We start from the raw sequence: 18,546 nt of genomic DNA on the forward strand, positions 1-18,546 counted from the left end.
GATCGTTAAAAGGAAAGCTCTTTCAAAATAATACAAAAGGTATGTCGATCACATTGAATGAGTAAAGTTTCCAGTAGCGGTGACTCCCGTCATTTCGGTTCATGCCGGGGCTACATACCTTTATAACCGGCATAAGATCTTTTGATTTTTAACTAGTGTTTGTAAGAAAACTCTAAGTGGCTTTAAGAAAACGTTCCCGCCAAAGGGCGGGACGAAGTGCCAAAAAGCGGAGCGTACTGAGGTACGTGAGCATTTTTGGGGCGAGCGTAACGCAGACATTGGCGTTTTCTTAGAGACACTAACTAACCCGGCCTGACCTTATGGAAGAGAAATACCATTCCCGCTTTATTAAAGTAATCTTATGTGCAGTAGACTTGATCCTGATCACCATCATTTTTACTATCCTCCAAAAATTAGGCCTTATCCAATTGTCGAGAGAAGATCTGTATTTCCTGTCCCTCATTTTTGGTTTTAGCTGGATAGCCACCGGACTTTTTTCCGGGATATATGAAATCAGCAAGTACAGCCTGATAAGAAGCCTTAGTATCAACCTGTTCAGTACATTACTGTTCCATATTATCCTCATCTACTTTACCCTGTACAGCCTGATAGCGCAAAGTATTAACTTAAAGGCGTTACTTACCCTTTACCTTTTTGCTGCTTTAGCAATGATAGGGACACGAATTGTTTATAAACTGGTGTGGAAATATTTCGAATTCTCCGGATTTGAGCTAAGGCGAATAGTAATTGTGGGTACAACCCGCTCCGGTAAAGCGCTGTATGATTTCTTTACCCTTCAGGCTGGCTCGGGCTATGTCTTCAAAGGTTTTTTTGATAACTACCCCAACCCTGATATTGTAAATCGTAAGCTGGTGAGGGGTACTGTAGACGACCTCAACGCTTTTTGCATCAGGGAAGGTATTGACGAGATCTATTTTGCATTGCCGCTGGTTCACAAGGAGCTGATAGAGCGCCTCGGCCGGTTTGCCGATGACAACTGTATCTATCTCAGAATTGCCCCTGATTTCAGCGAAGTAGTTCGCAACAGCCATAATGTGTTCCTGTATGATTCCATACCGGTACTCACCGTGAGAAAAGAACCGCTGGGCATGTTTGTAAACGCTGCATTAAAAAGAGCCTTCGATATCATGTTCTCACTTACTGTTATTGTCTTCATTTTCCCCATTGTGATCCCCCTCATTGCGCTGACTATTGTATGGGACTCCGAAGGTCCTGTTATTTTCAAGCAATTGCGTCCAGGAAAGAAAAATAAACTGTTTGAATGCTATAAATTCAGAACTATGTATGTGAATGGGACCACTGAAAAAATGGCCGTGAAAGGTGACCCCCGTATTACCAGGGTAGGTGCTTTTCTGAGAAAAACGAGCCTGGATGAATTGCCTCAGTTCGTCAATGTACTATTAGGTGATATGTCGGTTGTGGGGCCGCGTCCTAACCTGCTCAGCCAACTTGAAGAGTACTCAAAAAGCATACGCAAGTATAAAGTCAGACACTTTATTTCTCCCGGAATAACCGGCTATGCCCAGGTGAACGGCTTCAGAGGAGAAGTAAAAGAAATAGAGTTGATGGAAAAACGGGTAGAATACGATGTAGCCTATATGGAAAACTGGAGCTTGCTCCTGGACCTGAAGATCATATTGCAAACTGTACGGAAAATGGTGAAAGGTGATGAGCATGCTTACTGAATAAAATTACGATAACAAAAGATCATCTTATGGAAAAGGAAACGATCCTTTCAACCGGTATTTCTATAGCAACACCCCGGACGTTTGTGCGGGAGGTTATACGCCTGACAGAAGCTGATCACTCTTCATACATCTGCTTTGCTAATGTGCATATGCTCATAGAAGCTTACCGTAATCCTGAATTCCGCGACACGGTAAACAATGCGGAGCTGGTAGCTGCAGACGGCAGACCTCTTTCACTTTTTCTACAGGTCTTCAAAGGTATCAGACAAAAACGAATATGTGGAATGGACCTCCTGCCCATCCTCTTGTGCGAGGCAGAGCGGCAGGGGAAATCAGTTTTTTTCTATGGGTCAACCGCTGAGGTACTCAATAGCATGAGGGAGCGAGCAGGCCAGGAGTTTCCAAGGCTTCGGGTTGCAGGTCAATATTCGCCTCCTTTTCGACCTCTTGAACCCGAAGAAAAGCAGGAGATCTCCCACTGGATCAACAGCTTACACCCCGACCTGCTTTTTGTCTCTCTGGGCTGCCCAAAGCAGGAAAAATGGATGGCAGAATTTCAGGACAAAATAAAAAGCTGTATGCTGGGTCTGGGGCAGGCTTTCACTGTTTATGCCGGTAAAGAAAAAAGGCTGCCTTTATGGATGCGTAACCTGTCACTGGAATGGGTCTATCGACTTTACCTGGAGCCCAGGAGGCTGTGGAAGCGCTATCTCTATGGCAATTCATATTTCCTGATGCTGGTGTTGAAGCATGCACTAAACCAGTTGATAGCCCCTGTGAAAAAGTTCGCACGTTCGTCAAACCCGGCGAATACGGCCTAGCCGCAAAAGCATGAAATCTCGCTCTACATATATCATTCTGCTGGCAACCATTTTCCTTTGCCTGCTGTCCGGCCCGCAAGTACATGGCAAATGCTATTACCTGGCGCAAAATGGTGATGACAACAACAGCGGAACCAGTTCAGATAGTCCGTGGCGTACCTTGCAAAAGCTACAGTTGCATCTTCTCTACATCAAGCCGGGCGACTCTGTGTTACTGAAAAGAGGGAGCATTTTTACAGGTTCGCTACACCTGCAAAAATGGGGTAACCCTGAAAAGAAAATATTTATCGGAGCATACGGAACAGGTATACCACCCATTATCAAAGGCACTGTCGATCTAAAACAATGGACGTCTCTGGGAAATAACCTGTGGAAAGCAGACTGGCCTGACAGTGTCATTCCAGCAGACCTTTTCATTGATGGTAAAAGGCAGTCTTTAGGCAGGTATCCCAATACCGGATACCTTTCAGCAAGTACACCAGGTGTTTCCAAAATCGAACTCAGCGACACCACCTGCCTTAACCAGGAAAACGGATATTGGTCCGGGGCCGAGGTGGTGGTTAAAAGCAGCAGGTGGACCCTGGACAGGCTTGCTGTGAAGCGCTTTGAGAATGGTACATTTTATTTTGAGGGAGCAGCAAGTTATCCTTTACCACAAAAAACCGATTATTTCATCCAACAGCATATTGCCACCTTAGATAGCCCAGGAGAATGGTTTTACGACCAAAAGCGTCAGGAAATAGTTCTTTATCAGGACGGAGTTGACCCAAACAACTTCAACATCGAGGTAAATACACTAAATTACGGATTGCACATTGCCGGATCAGGCTATATAGAAGTCGATGGTCTCGTTTTTTTCGGACAACGGGTAGCAGGGTTGAGCATCAGGAATAGCAAAGACATTGCTGTCACCAACTCCACCATTTCCAATATTTCTCATAATGGGCTGGAGGTCATTTCTTCCGAAAACATATATATTGGGAGCAACGTGATCAGTGATATTCACAATAATGGTGTGGAATGGCAAAACAACGATCAGGCTATCTTCACCGGTAACACTGTACGCAAGGTGGGCCTTAATGCAGGACGTGGAGCCAGTGGAAATGGAACATATATCGGCTTTTACATCACCGGAGCAGGAGATCGTGATCATTTGATCGAATACAACACCTTTGACAGCACAGGCTATACGGCTATCGACTTCAGAACGGGTAATACATCAGTACAGTGCAACCTCATCAGCAACTTCTGTCTTATAAAAGATGATGGAGGAGGAATTTACACCTGGAACAACGATTTCGGGAACAATACGATCAGCAAAAATATCATTATCGGAACAAAAACACCTTCATTGCACAAGTCACATGAATCCTATGCTCAGGGCATCTACATTGACGACTTGTCCCAGGGTATTTCCATTAATGATAATACCGTAGCTTATTGTGAAGGCTCCGGTATTCTGATACACAATGCCGGCAACATTTCAATCCAGGGCAACAAGCTGATGAATAACGGAAACAATTTTTTAAATAGTGAAAAAGCTCAACTGGTGGTGAAGCGCGATGCCATCGTACCTGCTGATAAGTTCATCAGCAGGAACATTATTGCTGAGAATAACATCCTGGTGGCAGGCCGGGAAGATCAATATGCGGCACTGCTTTACTTCCCCGACCAAAAAAACATGGAGCAGGCTATTACCTTTGAAAGGAACAGTTACGCCACGCTGGCCACCAATTCATTCTACATCTACTATACCTCAGCAGACAATCTGTGTGACGGCTATTCACAGCTAAGCTTTCAGGAGTGGCAGGAACATGCCGCAAAAGACCTTAGTTCCTCAGCTACAGCGTTTCCACGGAAGATGGTAAGCGGGAAACTACTTTTAGCAGAAAAAATGGAGAGGGAAAACTGGTTTACCTGGCCGGCCCAGACATTTCTGAATGTAACGCACACGGGGAGTAGCCCGGCCACCATTACGGCAGCCCCCGGAGAGGCACAGGAGGTACTGCTCTATAGAACAGGCTTAGCCTTTGACACAGAAAAGATCTATCGGTTATCTGTTACGATGAATACCAAACAACCCGGAGAAATCGAATTTGTTCCGCTTATGAGTGAAGCACCATGGGAAGCTCTGGGACAGTATCATTGTCTGAAGAGTGATTCAATATTCAGAAACGTTACTTTCTATTTTAAGCCCACAATAAACTGTGAAAGGGCTCGCCTGAATTTCAAATCCGATCAAACTTTGCATCTCAGAAATATTCAAGTTCACGAGATGCAAACCCCTGTACAAACGGAGAAGGTCAGGCTTTTATACAATGGCACGCAACAAGAAATGACGTGTAAGCTGACCGGTTCATATGCTTATCTCAATGGGTTACCCGTAAGCCGGGAGATGCGGTTGCCTCCTTATGGCGCTGTAATCCTGCTTGAGATTGAGTAAAAATACTTCAAAGCCTCGTCCTCATAATAATGGTAAAGAGATCGGATACTCTGGAAAAAGCCGCTTTCAGTCCTCTTTTGATCCTTCCGCCTACTACAAGGGGATAAATACGAACGTAATAGCCCAAATGGACTGCTATGAAAGCACCTGCAGCCAGGTAAAAGCGGGTAAAAACGGGGAGCGATGAAAAAACAGCGGAACGAGACATGACTTCTCTGTAAGCATCTATGGCTATTTTAAAATGTGGATGTGTAGCGGCAAAGGAAGACTCCCCTATAAGTCGTGCGTAGTGCCTGAAGTCGCGCGAAGCACCCCCAAGGGTCTTATGGTAACCTACAAAGTCAAGGTTTCTGATCTTGCCTAAAAAAGCCATATTAGCCACAAAATGCCAGTCATTCCCGATTACCCTCCTGATATCGACCTGTTGCGCCACCTTTGTGCGCATAATACCGTGGTACATAGCTCCATGCATGACTTTGAGGTAATACCCCATCACCCTAACTACCGGTGAAGAGTTGCAAAAGTTGAACCCGTGCTCAAACTCAGCTTTCTGCCCATTAACAGTGTATTCTATAACTCCGGAAGCGAGAACAAAATTGTTGTTTTGTTCAAGGAAATCTACACACGCGCTTACGGTATGCCGGGCCAAAGTATCATCCACTGCCAGCCACATGAAATAATCTCCCGAAGCATTTTGCAAAAGAAATTCAAAATTGGCCAACATTCCTAAATTTTCAGGATGTCGAACATACTTTATCTGTGGAGAAAGCTTTACCAGTTCACTACATATCTCAGAGGTCAGATCGGTGGATCCATTATCGGCAACAAGAATTTCAAGATGGTCATAGTCCTGATCCAAAGCGGAGTGTATGGCCCGCTTCAGAGAAGTACCCCCATTATAAGTAGGTATGCCGATGGTTACCAGTGGTTTTTGACTCTCCTGTACTATGTTCTGATTTGTCATTCTTTTATTTATTCAGAGATAATAAGGTGTTGTTCGGATTTTTTGACCCCCAGAGGGTTCTTATCCTTAATCACCTCCTGATAGATGCCATGCAAAATTTTGTAATTGATCTTAGCTGTATATTTTCTGAGAAAGGTGATCCTGGCATTTATTGACAGGGATTTTTCCAGGCCAGTATCAGTCGTCAACTGCTTAACTGCCCGCCCCAGATCAGTAGAATTACCAGCTTCGAAGAGGAGGCCGTTAATACCGTCCTGAACAAGTTCCTTCATGGCGCCCAACCGGGAGGCCACAACCGGTGTTGCAGTAGAAAATGCCTCTATGATGGTCATCCCAAAGGTTTCATATAAGATAGAAGGAAAAATAAGCGCCCGGCAGTGCTTCAGGTAATATAGCACCTCCCCCTTCGCTTTGAAACCCATGTAGCGGATATTGGGGTAAAGCCTGGATGCCCCTTCCACCATTCCCCTCAGGGGCCCGTCTCCGATAATGGCAAGATTAAAACCGTCATGTTGTGCCGCCTTTAGTAAGGTATGTACCCCTTTTTCTACGGTCAACCGGCCTGCAAAAAGGAAAAAATTGTTTCGTTTCTTCTCACCCTTACCGCTATCACCAACAAAATTGGGTTTTAGAACAAATTTTTTTTGAGGTATACCTAATACAGATTGTCCAAATTTATCACGTGCAAAATTTGTAAGTACGATATAGCGATCAATTTTGTTTTTCCAGGTACCTGTCAGCCGGTGAAATGCCGTCATCAGCGCTACTGCGGCTGTTTGCAATTTTGAGTTCCTGTAAACGCCTTTCCAGATGGCATCAATAGGAAAAATGCGCCTGATACTCTTTTCATAGATAGAAAAACGGTAAAAGAGGGTAGCTCCGGGACAGAGCAACCGGTAATTGTGCAGCGTAAGTACAACCGGAATACCATACTTCTTTGCTACCATAAAAACAGCAGGGGAAGCCAGTGGCAGAAAATTATGAACATGAATAATGTCAGGATTAAAATATCTGATTTCTTTTTCCAGCCTCCTGGCGCTCTTTCGGTTGTAGATGACACCTAAAGCGGCCGCCAATTTATCTTTCCAGGTACGGATCGTGTCGTTATCAAACGTAAGATAGTGTACTGCATGGCCATGGCGAGACAATAGCTTACCTTCGGTTTCAAACACATAGTCTTCGCCCCCTGCTTGTTGGTAGTAGTTATGTATCAGCAATATATTCATTGATCCCTCTTTTTTCCCCTTGCTTTAATTAATTCCCGTTTTTCCAATTGAGATGCTGCCTCAGCCAGAGTTTCAAAGTCTATTGCAGATCTTCTCGCGATGTCTAGTAATGAGTGTTCACCCTCAGACATATTGAGTACCCATAACAACGCCAGTTGAAACTTGTGGGCATCGTTGTTGCCTCCCATAGTATCATACAGGCCTCGCTTGCCCAGTTGCGGTTCGCATTTCGGAAGTAAATTGACATATTTTCTGTTGGACTCTAATACGTCTATGATCTCTGAGTATACCTCAAAAGACCCTTCCAGTGAATGGGCGCTGATGAATTCCAGATTATCTGCCGAGGTATGATATTCTGGATATTCACCATAGGGCGTCCTGGTCAGGCAGCCGACCGGCATATCGAAACCGGGAGAGCAAAATTGCCGCTCATCATAACCATAGGGGACGAAGTCTATGACCTTATTTCGCTTGTCGTTACGCTCCAGCACATACTGCACCACCTGATCTATCTCCGCATCTCCCCTTCTGGATCTTTTATACGTAAACGGCCCGGCATCGCCCAGTAAAGCAGCTATCAACCCATGCCGGATCCTTCCTACCTTCAGTTCATTGATAGACAACCAGGTGATCGCACCTATAGTACCAGGAATGAATAAAAACCGGTAAGAATACCTGTTTTTCCGCTCTATCAGATGTTTGGCGAGGAAAGTGACCATGCTTATGCCTGATAAGTTATCATTACAGAGAGAGGGGTGGCAGATATGAGTGGAGATCAATACCTCTTCCTTCTGTTTTCCCTTCACCAAAAGCTCTCCAAAGGTCAGGTAACCGTTCTCCAGCGATGAGTCGATATACACATCATAAGTACCCTCCTCCAGGCCTTGTAGTTGCCTGTGTGACATACAAAAGCCCCAATCTTCCTTATAGTAAGTTGTTCTGTAGGGTATCCAGTCAGGATATTCCGGCAACGTATGAATGTGTTGACGCAGCTCCTGAAGGGGCATCTTTTTATGCACCGGACTACTATAATTGACTACATGTAGATTTGATTTTTGAAAATCAATGACCTTTTGTCCCTGAAGGCCAAGTACGTAAGCATCCCGGATATTCCATTCTTTCGGCACTTCCCAGTCAAACACTTTTGTGCCCGAAGGGATCTTGCTGATCACGAGAGGAATATGACGTTTTATTATCTCCAGTGTGCGCCTGGTACCTGCCCCGGTAATACTCCGGCATAGCGGGTACAGCTCCTCCGCCAGAGCATACATCTCCTTCCCCACACCTACGGCATGGCCGGTTACAGGTGTTTCTTTTAGTACCTCTTGTAATGTTTGCATAGGGAAAAGGTTAAGTTGTTAAGCTGTTTGATAGGCCAACTCCTCCGGAAGGGGTAAAAAATCCGAAGCACGGATGAAGTCACCTAATGTCAGGTCTTTACAAGCCGTATCAATGTTAGGGGCTCCCTTCCTGGCCACCACATCATCTATGTTTATGGTTCTGAAGTCTATGCTAAACCTGGTCTTCCCTGAGGTGTTTGGCACAGAAGCATGTAAATGTGCTGCCGAGAACAAAATGATGCCTCCGGAGCCGGGAACTATTCGCAGCTCGGAATCGACCTCTACCCGCTCCCGGGGTGAAGGCTGCCAACGTGTGTCAGCATTGATATTTTCAGCGCATGTTTTCCTGCTTGCCTGCATCCACTCCTGATAGCTGAACTCCACAGAATCATTCTCAATGGGGCGCGTCCAATACTTCAGGTGAAAAGACAGACCATTTTCAGCAGTAATATCATAAATGGGCATCCACCAATTGATCTGATTCATAGGAGCTGAATACCAGGTATCTCTGTGCGGATGGAAAGCATATGCAATACCGGAGGTAAGGTAGCCATCACTGGTGGAGGTGCGCAGCCTGGGCACATCGAAATATGTTTTATCCAAGTCGCACCCCTTTTCACGAAGTATCTGTTGTATAAATTCTTTAGACCTCAGGTGATGTATAAACTCGGGCTTAAGTGCTTTAAGTATCTCCACATACCGGTTTACAGGCAGCTCCCATTGCGCATATTCAGGGTCAAGTCCTGCGAAAGCCTTACGTATCAGGTCGTCTGTGAAGCTACAAAAGGCCTTTGTTGCTTCAGAAGGAGAATAGGTGAATAGCCGTCCCTGGTAAAGGCCTTGTCTTCGTTCATTATCTGTTAAATCGGGATCAAAGTAAATAGCATTCATGGTTTTTTATTTTTTAACTGGATGAAAATAGTATTGAAGGATATTCGAACGGGGGAAAGCTTTTGTCTTTCTCCGCAATCGCCTCCACCGGGATGGGCAATTGAATATCAAAGGCGGGATCATCCCACCGAAAGCCTCTTGCAGACTCAGCGTTATAAAACTGCGTCATCTGATAAAATACCTGTGTATCACTGGTAAGTGTGATGAACCCATGGGCGAAGGTTTTAGGCACATACAGGATATTCCTGTTCTCAGCCGAAAGCTCTACGGCTATCCACTGTTTAAATGTGGGTGAGCCCAGCCGCAGGTCTACCACATAGTCAAGCACACTGCCCTGAGTACAACTCACAATCTTATCTTCTTCAAATGGCGGGGCCTGGAAATGCATACCTCTGAAAGTGCCCTTTCTCTTGTTGTAAGAAATGTTGCACTGAACGATAAAAGGGAACAGTCCGTGCTCGGCAAACTCCTTTAGACAAAACGATCTGGCAAAAAAGCCTCTTTCATCCTCTAGCTTTTCCGGCTTGATGATAAATACGCCTTTCAGTTTTGTCTCTTCGAAAATCACTTTCTGAATGGTTTTATAATATTCCTTTCCTCATATAAAAAGCCTCTGCATATTTAGAGGCAGACTCCACGCCACGTAGCCGCATAAGCGCATAAAAAGTCTCTTCGTCAAACCAGTGCCTGGACCGTTGTGAAGAATAGTTGTCCAAAATTGCACGTACTTTTTTATTCACTATTTTATCATCCAGCGGCACGTATAATCCAGGATTCCCCAGATCCCCATCATACTTCTGTATTTCATACTCCAGGATAAACTGATCTCTGAAAGTATTCCATGTGAGCTCATTTAATAACCGGTGATCCTGATGAAGATCGTTGCGGTAGTGTGTGAAGATGATATCGGGTTGATATGTCTTCCTGACCTGCTCAAAATAATCCTTTACCTTTAAGGCCTGCTGAGGAAGCACGGTATCCTTAAATTTTTTGATAATGATCTCCTTTCGGGCAACATCCATCAGGAAATACTCCGCACTTTTCATAGCCTCTTCGGCTCTGTCATTGGTTGATGTGAAGATTATCCATTTTACATGATCGATGGCATATTCATTGACCATTTTCAAGAGTGTACCACCGCAACCAATCTCAATATCATCGCAATGAGCGCCCAGGCACAGAATTTTGAGCCCGCTACGCTGGTTGAACCTGAGTGGTAACATCAAGCGGTATATTGAAACTCAGAACTTCGCCATACCTCCCACGGAGTATCACCTCTGGCATACATGTCATCCAGCATCTGCTTTTCTTTAAATGTGTCCATGGTGAGGAAAATTCCGTCATAGGGATATGCCATCAGTTGATCATTAGCAATAAGCCGCTGGAAGGGCTGCTCTACCAGTTCTTCCCCTGTATTGATATAGTCGAATATCTCATTTCTGAAAATAAAATACCCGGCATTGATACGCACCCCTGAATTGGCGAGGGTGGTGATCTCTCTGACATGATTATTCTGCCCCAAAGTAACGATATGAAAGCTTCTGGTGGGCTGAGAGGCCAAAAAAATACCTGTCTTACCTGAATTTTCGAACCGATCGATCATGTCGAACAAAGGTAGGTCGGTAAGTCCGTCAGAGTAATTGGCCAGGAAAATCTCCTCCCCTTCCAGGTGTTTTTCCACAGCCTTCAGGCGCTGACCGATGTTAGAACTCATCCCTGTATCCACGAAAGTGATGGTCCAGTCGTCTATATCCTTGTTGAGCAATTTGAGGTTACTCCCCCCTTTTGAGTAAACAAAATCATTGGAAACATATTCGCTGTATTTCACAAAGTAGTCTTTAATAGCATCCGCCTGATAGCCCAGGCAAAGGATGAATTCTTTATGACCGAAATGTGCGTAGTACTTCATGATATGCCATAGGATGGGCCTGTAGCCTATTGGGACCATTGGCTTGGGTATTTTTTCGGAATATTCGCGTAACCGCATACCCTGACCACCACAGAATAAAACAACTTTCATAGCAATGCATTTTAGGTTTTGTAACTTTTTTAATACTTACTGTGAGATACTCTCAGCCGGGGTGATGAATTATGACTAAAATTAGTATTGCCAGGAAGGGCATTCAATGATTAAAATATCAGGTATCCGATGATTGATATCATCTTCGGATATCTACGAATTACATTTCACGATTTATGCACTGGTGAAATACCGGGATGGTAAGGTGGGACTCGCTGGAAGAGGAGGTGTTCAACTCTTAAAGTGTATTGCTGCCCAGGCAGTTGGCGACAGTAGCAACGATATCAAATTTATAAAAAAGGACCCGGAAATAGCAATCCGGGTCTTTCAACATACTGTTATTTCAGCTTTTTTAAGAAAGCTCTAAACTCATCGGTATTATAGTCTGCCATACCGGTATGTGTTAATGCCAAACCACCTTTGGCGTCTATAACATAGGTAGTAGGTATACTTTGGCTATAATACATTTCAGGAATCCCACCTGCTGGTCTGTACACTTCAAAATCGAAGCCCTTTTTCACCTTAAACTGTTTTGCCTTATCAAAACTCTGATCAAGCGAAAGCATAATAAAAACGATGTCGTCATCCTTGATACTATTATGAAGATCATTAATACCAGGCATTTCCGCGATGCACGGAGGGCACCATGTAGCCCATAGATTCATAAAAATAACCTTTCCGCGAAACTCCTCCATACTCACAGTTTCACCCTTGGAATTGATCAGCGACATGCTAAAATCAGCTTTTGGGTTCGTATTTTCAACTCCCGGACTGGTTTCTTCAACATCCGGTTGAAAGGCGCCCGAAGCCAACACTCCACGCTGGATAAAACCAAAAATTTCAGTGTGTAGCCCGGTTAAAAATAAAGTTAAGAGCAGCGTGCCTGTGACACCGTATTCTATGAATTTCTTTTTTACTTTCTTAGTCATGATTCTTTATTTTATAATTCGATCATTAAATAACCCTCTTTTTCAAGCTCGAATGCCCTCATTAAACCATTTGGGATTACCTCTATGCCCGGCTGAAGTGAAGAGGTACTGACTCCAAACTTCTGAAGTGATATCCCGCAGGCTTTTACTTCTACACCCATTTCTTTAGCTTTTTCTAATGTATCGGTCAATTCGCTCCCTTTTTTTAGCTTTTCCACCTCTTTTCCACACACGATGATCTCAAACCTGCCTCGATTAAACTTCGGATTGTTCTGCACCTCTTCTGCAGTGCGCACTGCTACTTTTAAGTGCTCTCCTTTTCTAAGCAAGATACCGAAATCATCTTTAAGAGGTCCAGTTTCAGTAGTTTCTTTATTTATGGCTCGTGTCTCCTGGTAAAACAGCGCTCCCATGGTAACGATCAATAATCCCATTATTATCGTTTTTATATTTTTCTTTATTGTCATTTTAATTGTTTTTCTAGTTATTGATTCATTTCCTGACAGCCATCAGGCTATCGACACGATAGCCGGCAGCATCGTGCACAATAAAAAATAATAAGCCCCCCGCAATGGCTATATTCTTAAATAGCGGCCCCATAGAAGTGATGCTTCCCACTTGAACAATTAATGTTATTGGCAGAAGCACCATCAAAAGACCTATGGCAGCCAGCCGGGTTTTAAACCCAAGTGCAAATGAAACACCGCCTACCAGCATGGCCACTCCTGAAATAATGATTGAATAATGCGGATTGCCGAACATTGCCGCCACACTGGCGAATGTAGCGCTTTGCAGCTTTTGATATACAAACTCGGTTCTGAGCAGGTGATTGATACCCGCAACTATGAAAATGAGACTCACCATCACACGAAACAGCGTAATGGTAAACCTACTTGAAAATTGGTCAGTCATTTTCTTTCTGTTAAAATGTAAAATAATAATACTTTTGAAGACAGGGCTTCAATTACACCAAAGGTGGATTAACAGAAAGTATGTCTGGGTGGGTCAGGCTCCCGGTTTTGAAAAGGTGGATTATATATTGATACTTTAAAGCTGCAGTAATTTCTATCTCCGGTGAAATGAGATGTTGGCGGAAACGTAAAAGCCGGTTTTATACAAACAGATAGTGACCCACAGAATGATAAGTTATCTGAAAATGGTAGTTCCGGCATTTCATGCTCCTCATCCAGTGTATTGTTAACCTGGAAAACAGGTCCGGTAGTACTTTTCTCTGTTAGCAACAGCTTTTTGCAGCCGATATTTGAAAATAAAGAAGGCAGCAGGCTCTGTGCTCCGGCAGTTCCTACCGCTACCAAAAAGTAGCTAATTAATAGTATCCTGGCTATGGTCGTTCTGTTGTGACGCACTCGCTGCTTTCGTTTTAAATAATCTACGATTTTGTTAACAAATTGTTCTGATAAATAAGTTCACAATTCGGTTAACGAATAACGATGGTTTTAGGCCTTATGGAAAAGCATATAAAATTCAACGATTGAACTTCCTGATTATCAACGCTTCCCTAGGAGACCGTACCTGCGATTGCTTAAACAGACATTTCTACTGCACGCGGATCATAAACCCGGAGTTCCGGGATGGGCACCACAAACTTTCCACCCCATTCACCAATAAATGAGAAATTTTCCATGATCTCTTCTTTCAGATTCCACGGAAGGATAAATACGTAATCCGGTTTTGTTCTTATTATCATATCAGGATGATAAATGGGAATTAGCGTTCCGGGCAGGTAGTTACCTTGTTTATGAGGGTTGCGATCCACCGTATAGTCTATAAAATCCGTACGTATGCCGCAATAGTTCAATAATGTGTTGCCCTTTCCGGGAGCTCCGTATCCCGCTATGGATTTACCTTTGCGTTTTGCGGAAATGAGAAACTCCAGGATGTTCCTTTTTGTTTCCTTCACCCTTTCAGTAAATTGTTGGTAATACTCTATCGTTTCCATACCAGCCTTGAACTCCTTCATTCTCAGCTCCCGCACCGATGTTGATACTTTTTTGGAATTATCCCCTTTATGGCAGGCATAAATTCTCAGAGAACCCCCATGGGTAGGCAACTCCTCAACATCGAAGAGTGTTAAGCCATGGTAGGAAAAAATGCGTTCCACACTTGAAAAGGACAGGTACGAAAAATGCTCGTGGTAAACGGTATCAAACTGGTTGCCATCGATCAGCTTCAACAGGTGAGGAAACTCCATTGTAATGACACCCTCCGGTTTAAGCAGTATTTTCATCGCAGAAACAAAGTCATTGATATCCGGGACATGGGCCAGCACGTTGTTCCCGATGAGTAGATCTGCCTCCCCGTGATTCATAATAATTTCAAACACGGTTTCATTTCCAAAAAACTTTATCTCGGTTTTTATTCCTTTTCTGATCGCATACTCCGCAACATTGGCTGCCGGTTCTATGCCCAGCACAGGAATATTCTTCTCCCTGAAATATTGCAACAGGTAACCGTCATTGCTGGCCAGCTCTATCACCTGACTTTTGGAGGTGAGGCTAAAACGTTTCGCCATTTTTTCGGTGTAATCTTTGACATGCCTCAGCCAGGAGTCTGAATATGAGGAAAAGTAGGCATAGTCTTCATATATCTTTGAAGGCGGCACAAACTCTTCCAACTGCACTAAGAAGCAATTTTCACATACATAGGCATGCAGTGGGTAGAATGGTTCCATATCCTTAAGCTCCCAGGGCTTTACATGGTCCTGACATAGTGGGGACATGCCCAAATCCACAAATGTATATGTTAAAGGAGTGCTGCAAAACCTGCATGCGCTTTCCAAACGATGATCAGAATTCATAGTTATTCGGGTTTTTAGTTCAGATTGATTTTACTTTTTCTAATTTAATAGCCGATGCGCTACTACTTTCCGCCAGCTCGTAGTCCTTTATTTGTTGCTCTGTCAGGTCTGGCAGATCCGATGATCCATCCTTCCAATGCGCATACCATTCCACTGTATGCTGCACAGTGGTATCAAAATCCCATTTAGCTATCCATTGAAGCTTATGAAAGGCCTTATCGACAGAAAGGTTCAATAATGAAGCCTCATGGTTTTCCATGCCGGGCGAGATCCACTCCCAGGAGCCCCCGCCCCAGTATTGGATGATACTCTCCACCAACTCTTTAACACTTCTGTTAGAACTCACCCCTGGACCGAAATTAAAAGCCTCGCAATAGTCAACAACATTTTTATTTTGGACATTTAACAGCTTAGCACCGAGGTGCAGGTATCCGTGCAACGGTTCCAGTACATGCTGCCATGGCCTGGTGGCGTGGGGGTTTCTGACGCCAATAACACCGCATTTTACCAAATCTCTGATGCAATCAGGCACAATGCGATCTTTGGCCCAATCGCCACCTCCTATGACATTGCCAGCCCTGGCGGAAGCCAACCTAACCCCATGCACAGGAATACGATCGCTCGGAAAAAAGGAATTTCTCCAGGAAGCGATCAATACCTCAGCCGCCCCTTTGCTGGATGAATAGGGATCATAGCCTCCCAGAGGGTCCGTCTCCCGATACCCGTGCAACCATTCTTTGTTCTCATAACATTTGTCGGAAGTGATCATTACTACGGCTGTAGGCTCGCCTAGCTGACGTACGGCTTCCATCACATTCACGGGTCCCATAGTATTGACTTCAATAGTCTCAAGTGGTGTTAAATAAGATTCACCGACCAGAGATTGAGCCGCCAGATGGAATATAATATCCGGCTTTACTTTTTTAATCGTGCCCTTAAGCCGGTTAAAGTGCCTTATATCTGCCTCCTCATGGTTAATCAGTTTGTTGAGGTTTAGAATCCTGAACAACGAAGGCTTTGTGGGTGGTTGAAGGGAATAACCATATACTTCTGCTCCAAGCATAGACAGCCATAAGGTTAACCAGCTTCCTTTAAACCCTGTATTTCCGGTCACCAGCACCCTTTTATTTTTGAAAATATCGTCAAAAGCCAATTGCATCATCGTCACATGTTTGGTCACGCAAAATAGGCTTACCTGTATTGCTTCACGATGATGGCGGTCATCAATTTTTCAAACATTGGTCATTATTTAATTTTGCTCCACCTTTGAAATGATGTGCTTTATCGCTATATTCGAGGTCTTGTCGAAAGCAGGTTTTTTTAGAAGCCTGATAAGGCGAAAATTGGAGATACCGCGTGAAGATTGATAAATTTTTTAAACTTTTGATCACGTAACATTTTTTTCTGTAGGTGAACTATTCTGATAAAGTAACAAGCGGATAGATCTTCCTGCAATAAAACCTCTGACCATCGTGTCGGTTTCATTTCGGGCCACCGTGTCCAGTCATTCAAAAGCCTTTGTGCTCAAGGTCATCGCACCTCTTTTCTTCAGACCATCGCGTCTGGACCAATATGTTTTTTTAATTTTTTCTGCGACTGGTCCATAGTAGCATACTGTGTATCGACTCGCAGTCCACCTAAAACCCTTGTAGTAAGATAAGAGTATGAAAAGAGTATGTGTTGTTCTTGTGTTTTTGGTATGGCTTATACAAAGCGCTGCCGGTGCAATTTATTATGTTGATGTGAATGGGGATGATGCCAGCGGAGATGGAAGTGCATCAAAGCCCTGGCGTAGTCTCCGGTATGCAGTTTCCAAAGTTCCTGCAAATCAGGGACATGTAATTAAATTATCTGCGGGAACATTTATTGAAAATGGATTAGTTGAGGTACCTCTTGGGGTGAGTATTGAAGGATCTGGTAAGGATAACACCGTCCTGAAAGCTCAATCTTCATTTCATCATTACCCGGCGTCACCAGGTTATGCTACGGATAAATACCTGATCAGCCTTACCGCGTCCAACCCCACCAATGGCAACCAACATTTGAAAAACTTCACCATTAATGGCGATGGTAAAAAGCTGCATGGTGGGATTTATGTGAGGAATCGCAATTATGTGCTTATAGATGGCGTGAAAGTAACGGGAACCAATTTCAACGGTATCTGGCTTTGGGATGTAAAAGATTCCAGGATTACCAATACAGATCTGATCAACTGTGCATGGGGAAGTAACAGCTACGTAGTGGGCGCCTTGAATTTAGGCAACCTGAACAGGGTTGAGATAGACAACTGCTACATTGATGAAGACACGGGCTATGGTATAAAAGCCATTGGCCCTTCAGGCTTTAACGATTTCATTGACACAAAGATCCACGATTGTACGGTCACGGTAAATCCCCGGGGCCTATGGGATAACGGATCCGCGCCCAACATTGCCATTGAGTACTGGATGGTAAACCCTGTGCGGTGTGAGATCTACAACTCCTATATCGACAACACCATTTCACTTGTTTATGACGATACCAAGCCCGCTACAGGCACTCAGGCTCTGCGCGTATACAACAATGTGATCGACATCGGGAATAGGGCCAATGGTTCAGGCTATGCTATAGAGCTGACAATGCATGATGTAGAGGTGGATCACAACTATTTCATTAGAGGAACCTGGGGCATTGCCAACTGGGGCCACGCAATGAAGAATTGGGAGATTCACCACAATGTATTCTATGGTATCCAGGGAACGTATCCTGGCGACATTGTCCGTGCAGAAAAGGGAGGCTTGCATAACTTGAACTTTTACAACAATACCATCGAGTTTACCGGCAACAAGACCGTCAATGTACTCGGGCTGTACGGAGGAACAAGTAAGGACGTCAACGTTAAGAATAACCTGATAATCAATAGAAACACCTCCTACAGTTACTATCCCAATGAACTTGTTCATATGGAAAACGGTGCTTCTATGGGCGGATTGACAGTTACCAATAACCTGCTTTTTAACATGGCCATTGGTAGCGTTCCCGGCAATTATTCCAGCAACCTTACCGGTGATCCAATGATCACGGCTACCGGAGACCGACCCAAACCTCACTATGTGCCAAAAGCAGGAAGTCCATTGATAGATGCGGGGGTGAATATTGGTTTTACTTTTGATGGATCCGCTCCTGATATAGGTGCATACGAATACGGTGGCTCCACACCTCCGCCAAACAGTCTGCCCTCGGTAAGCATTACCAGTCCGGCCAACAATGCCACTTTCAACGCTGGTGCTTCCGTAACTATAGCGGCCAACGCCTCTGACAGTGACGGGTCGGTAGCAAAAGTAGAGTTCTTCAATGGAAGCGCTAAACTGGGTGAAGACCTCAGCAGCCCTTACAGCTTCGACTG

Annotated in this window: 17 protein-coding genes; 4 read left to right on the forward strand and 13 right to left on the reverse strand. The window is 44.2% G+C overall.

All coding sequences use genetic code 11. From position 1 onward, the window contains the following. Positions 1 to 320: 320 nt before the first annotated feature. From C900_RS10615 to C900_RS10625, 3 genes are read left to right on the forward strand one after another with little or no spacing between them, the layout of a single operon-like run. Entirely contained in the window at positions 321 to 1,706 is a 1,386-nt protein-coding gene (locus tag C900_RS10615) for an undecaprenyl-phosphate glucose phosphotransferase (RefSeq protein ID WP_009579846.1), read from the forward strand. Between the two features lie 29 nt (positions 1,707 to 1,735). Further along, positions 1,736 to 2,530 (forward strand): WecB/TagA/CpsF family glycosyltransferase, encoded by a 795-nt coding sequence (locus C900_RS10620; RefSeq protein WP_009579847.1) that lies wholly within the window; start codon positions 1,736 to 1,738, stop codon positions 2,528 to 2,530. A 10-nt stretch (positions 2,531 to 2,540) separates the two neighbouring features. After that, positions 2,541 to 4,973: a right-handed parallel beta-helix repeat-containing protein gene (locus tag C900_RS10625; RefSeq protein WP_009579848.1), complete on the forward strand. Its 2,433-nt coding sequence runs from the start codon at positions 2,541 to 2,543 to the stop codon at positions 4,971 to 4,973. Positions 4,974 to 4,980: 7 nt separating this feature from the next. Here C900_RS10625 and C900_RS28350 read toward each other — a convergent pair whose 3' ends face one another. The 13 genes from C900_RS28350 to rfbG all read right to left on the reverse strand — a co-directional run bounded on the left by C900_RS28350 (position 4,981) and on the right by rfbG (position 16,323). Continuing rightward, the gene (locus C900_RS28350) at positions 4,981 to 5,937 is read right to left on the reverse strand and encodes a glycosyltransferase family 2 protein (RefSeq protein ID WP_009579849.1); all 957 of its coding nucleotides are present in this window, start codon (positions 5,935 to 5,937) and stop codon (positions 4,981 to 4,983) included. A gap of 8 nt (positions 5,938 to 5,945) precedes the next feature. Next, positions 5,946 to 7,163 (reverse strand): glycosyltransferase family 4 protein, encoded by a 1,218-nt coding sequence (locus C900_RS10635; protein WP_009579850.1) that lies wholly within the window; start codon positions 7,161 to 7,163, stop codon positions 5,946 to 5,948. Beyond that, positions 7,160 to 8,503 (reverse strand): DUF4910 domain-containing protein, encoded by a 1,344-nt coding sequence (locus tag C900_RS10640; protein WP_009579851.1) that lies wholly within the window; start codon positions 8,501 to 8,503, stop codon positions 7,160 to 7,162. Before C900_RS10640 ends, C900_RS10635 begins: the two co-directional genes overlap by 4 nt. A gap of 18 nt (positions 8,504 to 8,521) precedes the next feature. Then, a complete protein-coding gene (locus C900_RS10645; protein WP_009579852.1) occupies positions 8,522 to 9,394 on the reverse strand; it encodes a phytanoyl-CoA dioxygenase family protein in 873 nt (290 codons plus the stop codon). 13 nt (positions 9,395 to 9,407) lie between these two features. Further along, complete coding sequence (gene rfbC / locus C900_RS10650) at positions 9,408 to 9,962, reverse strand: dTDP-4-dehydrorhamnose 3,5-epimerase (protein WP_009579853.1); 555 nt, start codon at positions 9,960 to 9,962, stop codon at positions 9,408 to 9,410. Positions 9,963 to 9,975: 13 nt separating this feature from the next. Next, positions 9,976 to 10,617, reverse strand: coding sequence for a PIG-L deacetylase family protein (locus C900_RS10655; RefSeq protein WP_009579854.1), 642 nt, complete (start codon positions 10,615 to 10,617; stop codon positions 9,976 to 9,978). After that, positions 10,617 to 11,414 (reverse strand): sugar phosphate nucleotidyltransferase, encoded by a 798-nt coding sequence (locus tag C900_RS10660; protein ID WP_009579855.1) that lies wholly within the window; start codon positions 11,412 to 11,414, stop codon positions 10,617 to 10,619. The genes C900_RS10655 and C900_RS10660 overlap by 1 nt, the downstream gene beginning before the upstream one ends. Before the next feature lie 338 nt (positions 11,415 to 11,752). Further along, positions 11,753 to 12,343 carry a TlpA family protein disulfide reductase gene (locus C900_RS10670; protein ID WP_009579857.1) on the reverse strand — a complete coding sequence of 197 codons (591 nt, stop codon included), beginning with the start codon at positions 12,341 to 12,343 and terminating at the stop codon, positions 11,753 to 11,755. A gap of 11 nt (positions 12,344 to 12,354) precedes the next feature. Continuing rightward, positions 12,355 to 12,810: a DsrE family protein gene (locus tag C900_RS10675; protein ID WP_009579858.1), complete on the reverse strand. Its 456-nt coding sequence runs from the start codon at positions 12,808 to 12,810 to the stop codon at positions 12,355 to 12,357. A gap of 25 nt (positions 12,811 to 12,835) precedes the next feature. Beyond that, entirely contained in the window at positions 12,836 to 13,255 is a 420-nt protein-coding gene (locus C900_RS10680; RefSeq protein WP_009579859.1) for a DoxX family protein, read from the reverse strand. A gap of 68 nt (positions 13,256 to 13,323) precedes the next feature. Then, positions 13,324 to 13,710, reverse strand: a complete 387-nt coding sequence (locus tag C900_RS10685) for a hypothetical protein (protein ID WP_009579860.1) — start codon at positions 13,708 to 13,710, stop codon at positions 13,324 to 13,326. A 176-nt stretch (positions 13,711 to 13,886) separates the two neighbouring features. Further along, on the reverse strand, positions 13,887 to 15,161 hold the full coding sequence (locus C900_RS10690) for a class I SAM-dependent methyltransferase (protein ID WP_040496472.1): 1,275 nt from the start codon (positions 15,159 to 15,161) through the stop codon (positions 13,887 to 13,889). Between the two features lie 19 nt (positions 15,162 to 15,180). Further along, a complete protein-coding gene (gene rfbG / locus C900_RS10695) occupies positions 15,181 to 16,323 on the reverse strand; it encodes a CDP-glucose 4,6-dehydratase (protein ID WP_040496473.1) in 1,143 nt (380 codons plus the stop codon). 502 nt (positions 16,324 to 16,825) lie between these two features. Between rfbG and C900_RS10700 the strand changes: the two genes are divergently transcribed. After that, positions 16,826 to 18,546: Ig-like domain-containing protein (locus C900_RS10700; RefSeq protein ID WP_040496474.1), on the forward strand; the 1,721-nt coding region annotated here is incomplete at its 3' end.

Origin of the sequence: Fulvivirga imtechensis AK7 (genome assembly GCF_000331535.1) — a bacterium.
GTDB classification, from domain to species: Bacteria; Bacteroidota; Bacteroidia; order Cytophagales; family Cyclobacteriaceae; genus Fulvivirga; species Fulvivirga imtechensis.

Coding starts and splice junctions, on each gene's coding strand:
- C900_RS10655 (WP_009579854.1), bottom strand. CDS start 10,617: ATGTTACCACTCAGGTTCAACCAGCGTAGCGGGCTCAAAATTCTGTGC.
- C900_RS28350 (WP_009579849.1), bottom strand. CDS start 5,937: ATGACAAATCAGAACATAGTACAGGAGAGTCAAAAACCACTGGTAACC.
- C900_RS10640 (WP_009579851.1), bottom strand. CDS start 8,503: ATGCAAACATTACAAGAGGTACTAAAAGAAACACCTGTAACCGGCCAT.
- C900_RS10670 (WP_009579857.1), bottom strand. CDS start 12,343: ATGACTAAGAAAGTAAAAAAGAAATTCATAGAATACGGTGTCACAGGC.
- rfbG (WP_040496473.1), bottom strand. CDS start 16,323: ATGATGCAATTGGCTTTTGACGATATTTTCAAAAATAAAAGGGTGCTG.
- C900_RS10620 (WP_009579847.1), top strand. CDS start 1,736: ATGGAAAAGGAAACGATCCTTTCAACCGGTATTTCTATAGCAACACCC.
- C900_RS10660 (WP_009579855.1), bottom strand. CDS start 11,414: ATGAAAGTTGTTTTATTCTGTGGTGGTCAGGGTATGCGGTTACGCGAA.
- C900_RS10690 (WP_040496472.1), bottom strand. CDS start 15,161: ATGAATTCTGATCATCGTTTGGAAAGCGCATGCAGGTTTTGCAGCACT.
- C900_RS10615 (WP_009579846.1), top strand. CDS start 321: ATGGAAGAGAAATACCATTCCCGCTTTATTAAAGTAATCTTATGTGCA.
- C900_RS10625 (WP_009579848.1), top strand. CDS start 2,541: ATGAAATCTCGCTCTACATATATCATTCTGCTGGCAACCATTTTCCTT.
- C900_RS10680 (WP_009579859.1), bottom strand. CDS start 13,255: ATGACTGACCAATTTTCAAGTAGGTTTACCATTACGCTGTTTCGTGTG.
- C900_RS10635 (WP_009579850.1), bottom strand. CDS start 7,163: ATGAATATATTGCTGATACATAACTACTACCAACAAGCAGGGGGCGAA.
- C900_RS10645 (WP_009579852.1), bottom strand. CDS start 9,394: ATGAATGCTATTTACTTTGATCCCGATTTAACAGATAATGAACGAAGA.
- C900_RS10675 (WP_009579858.1), bottom strand. CDS start 12,810: ATGACAATAAAGAAAAATATAAAAACGATAATAATGGGATTATTGATC.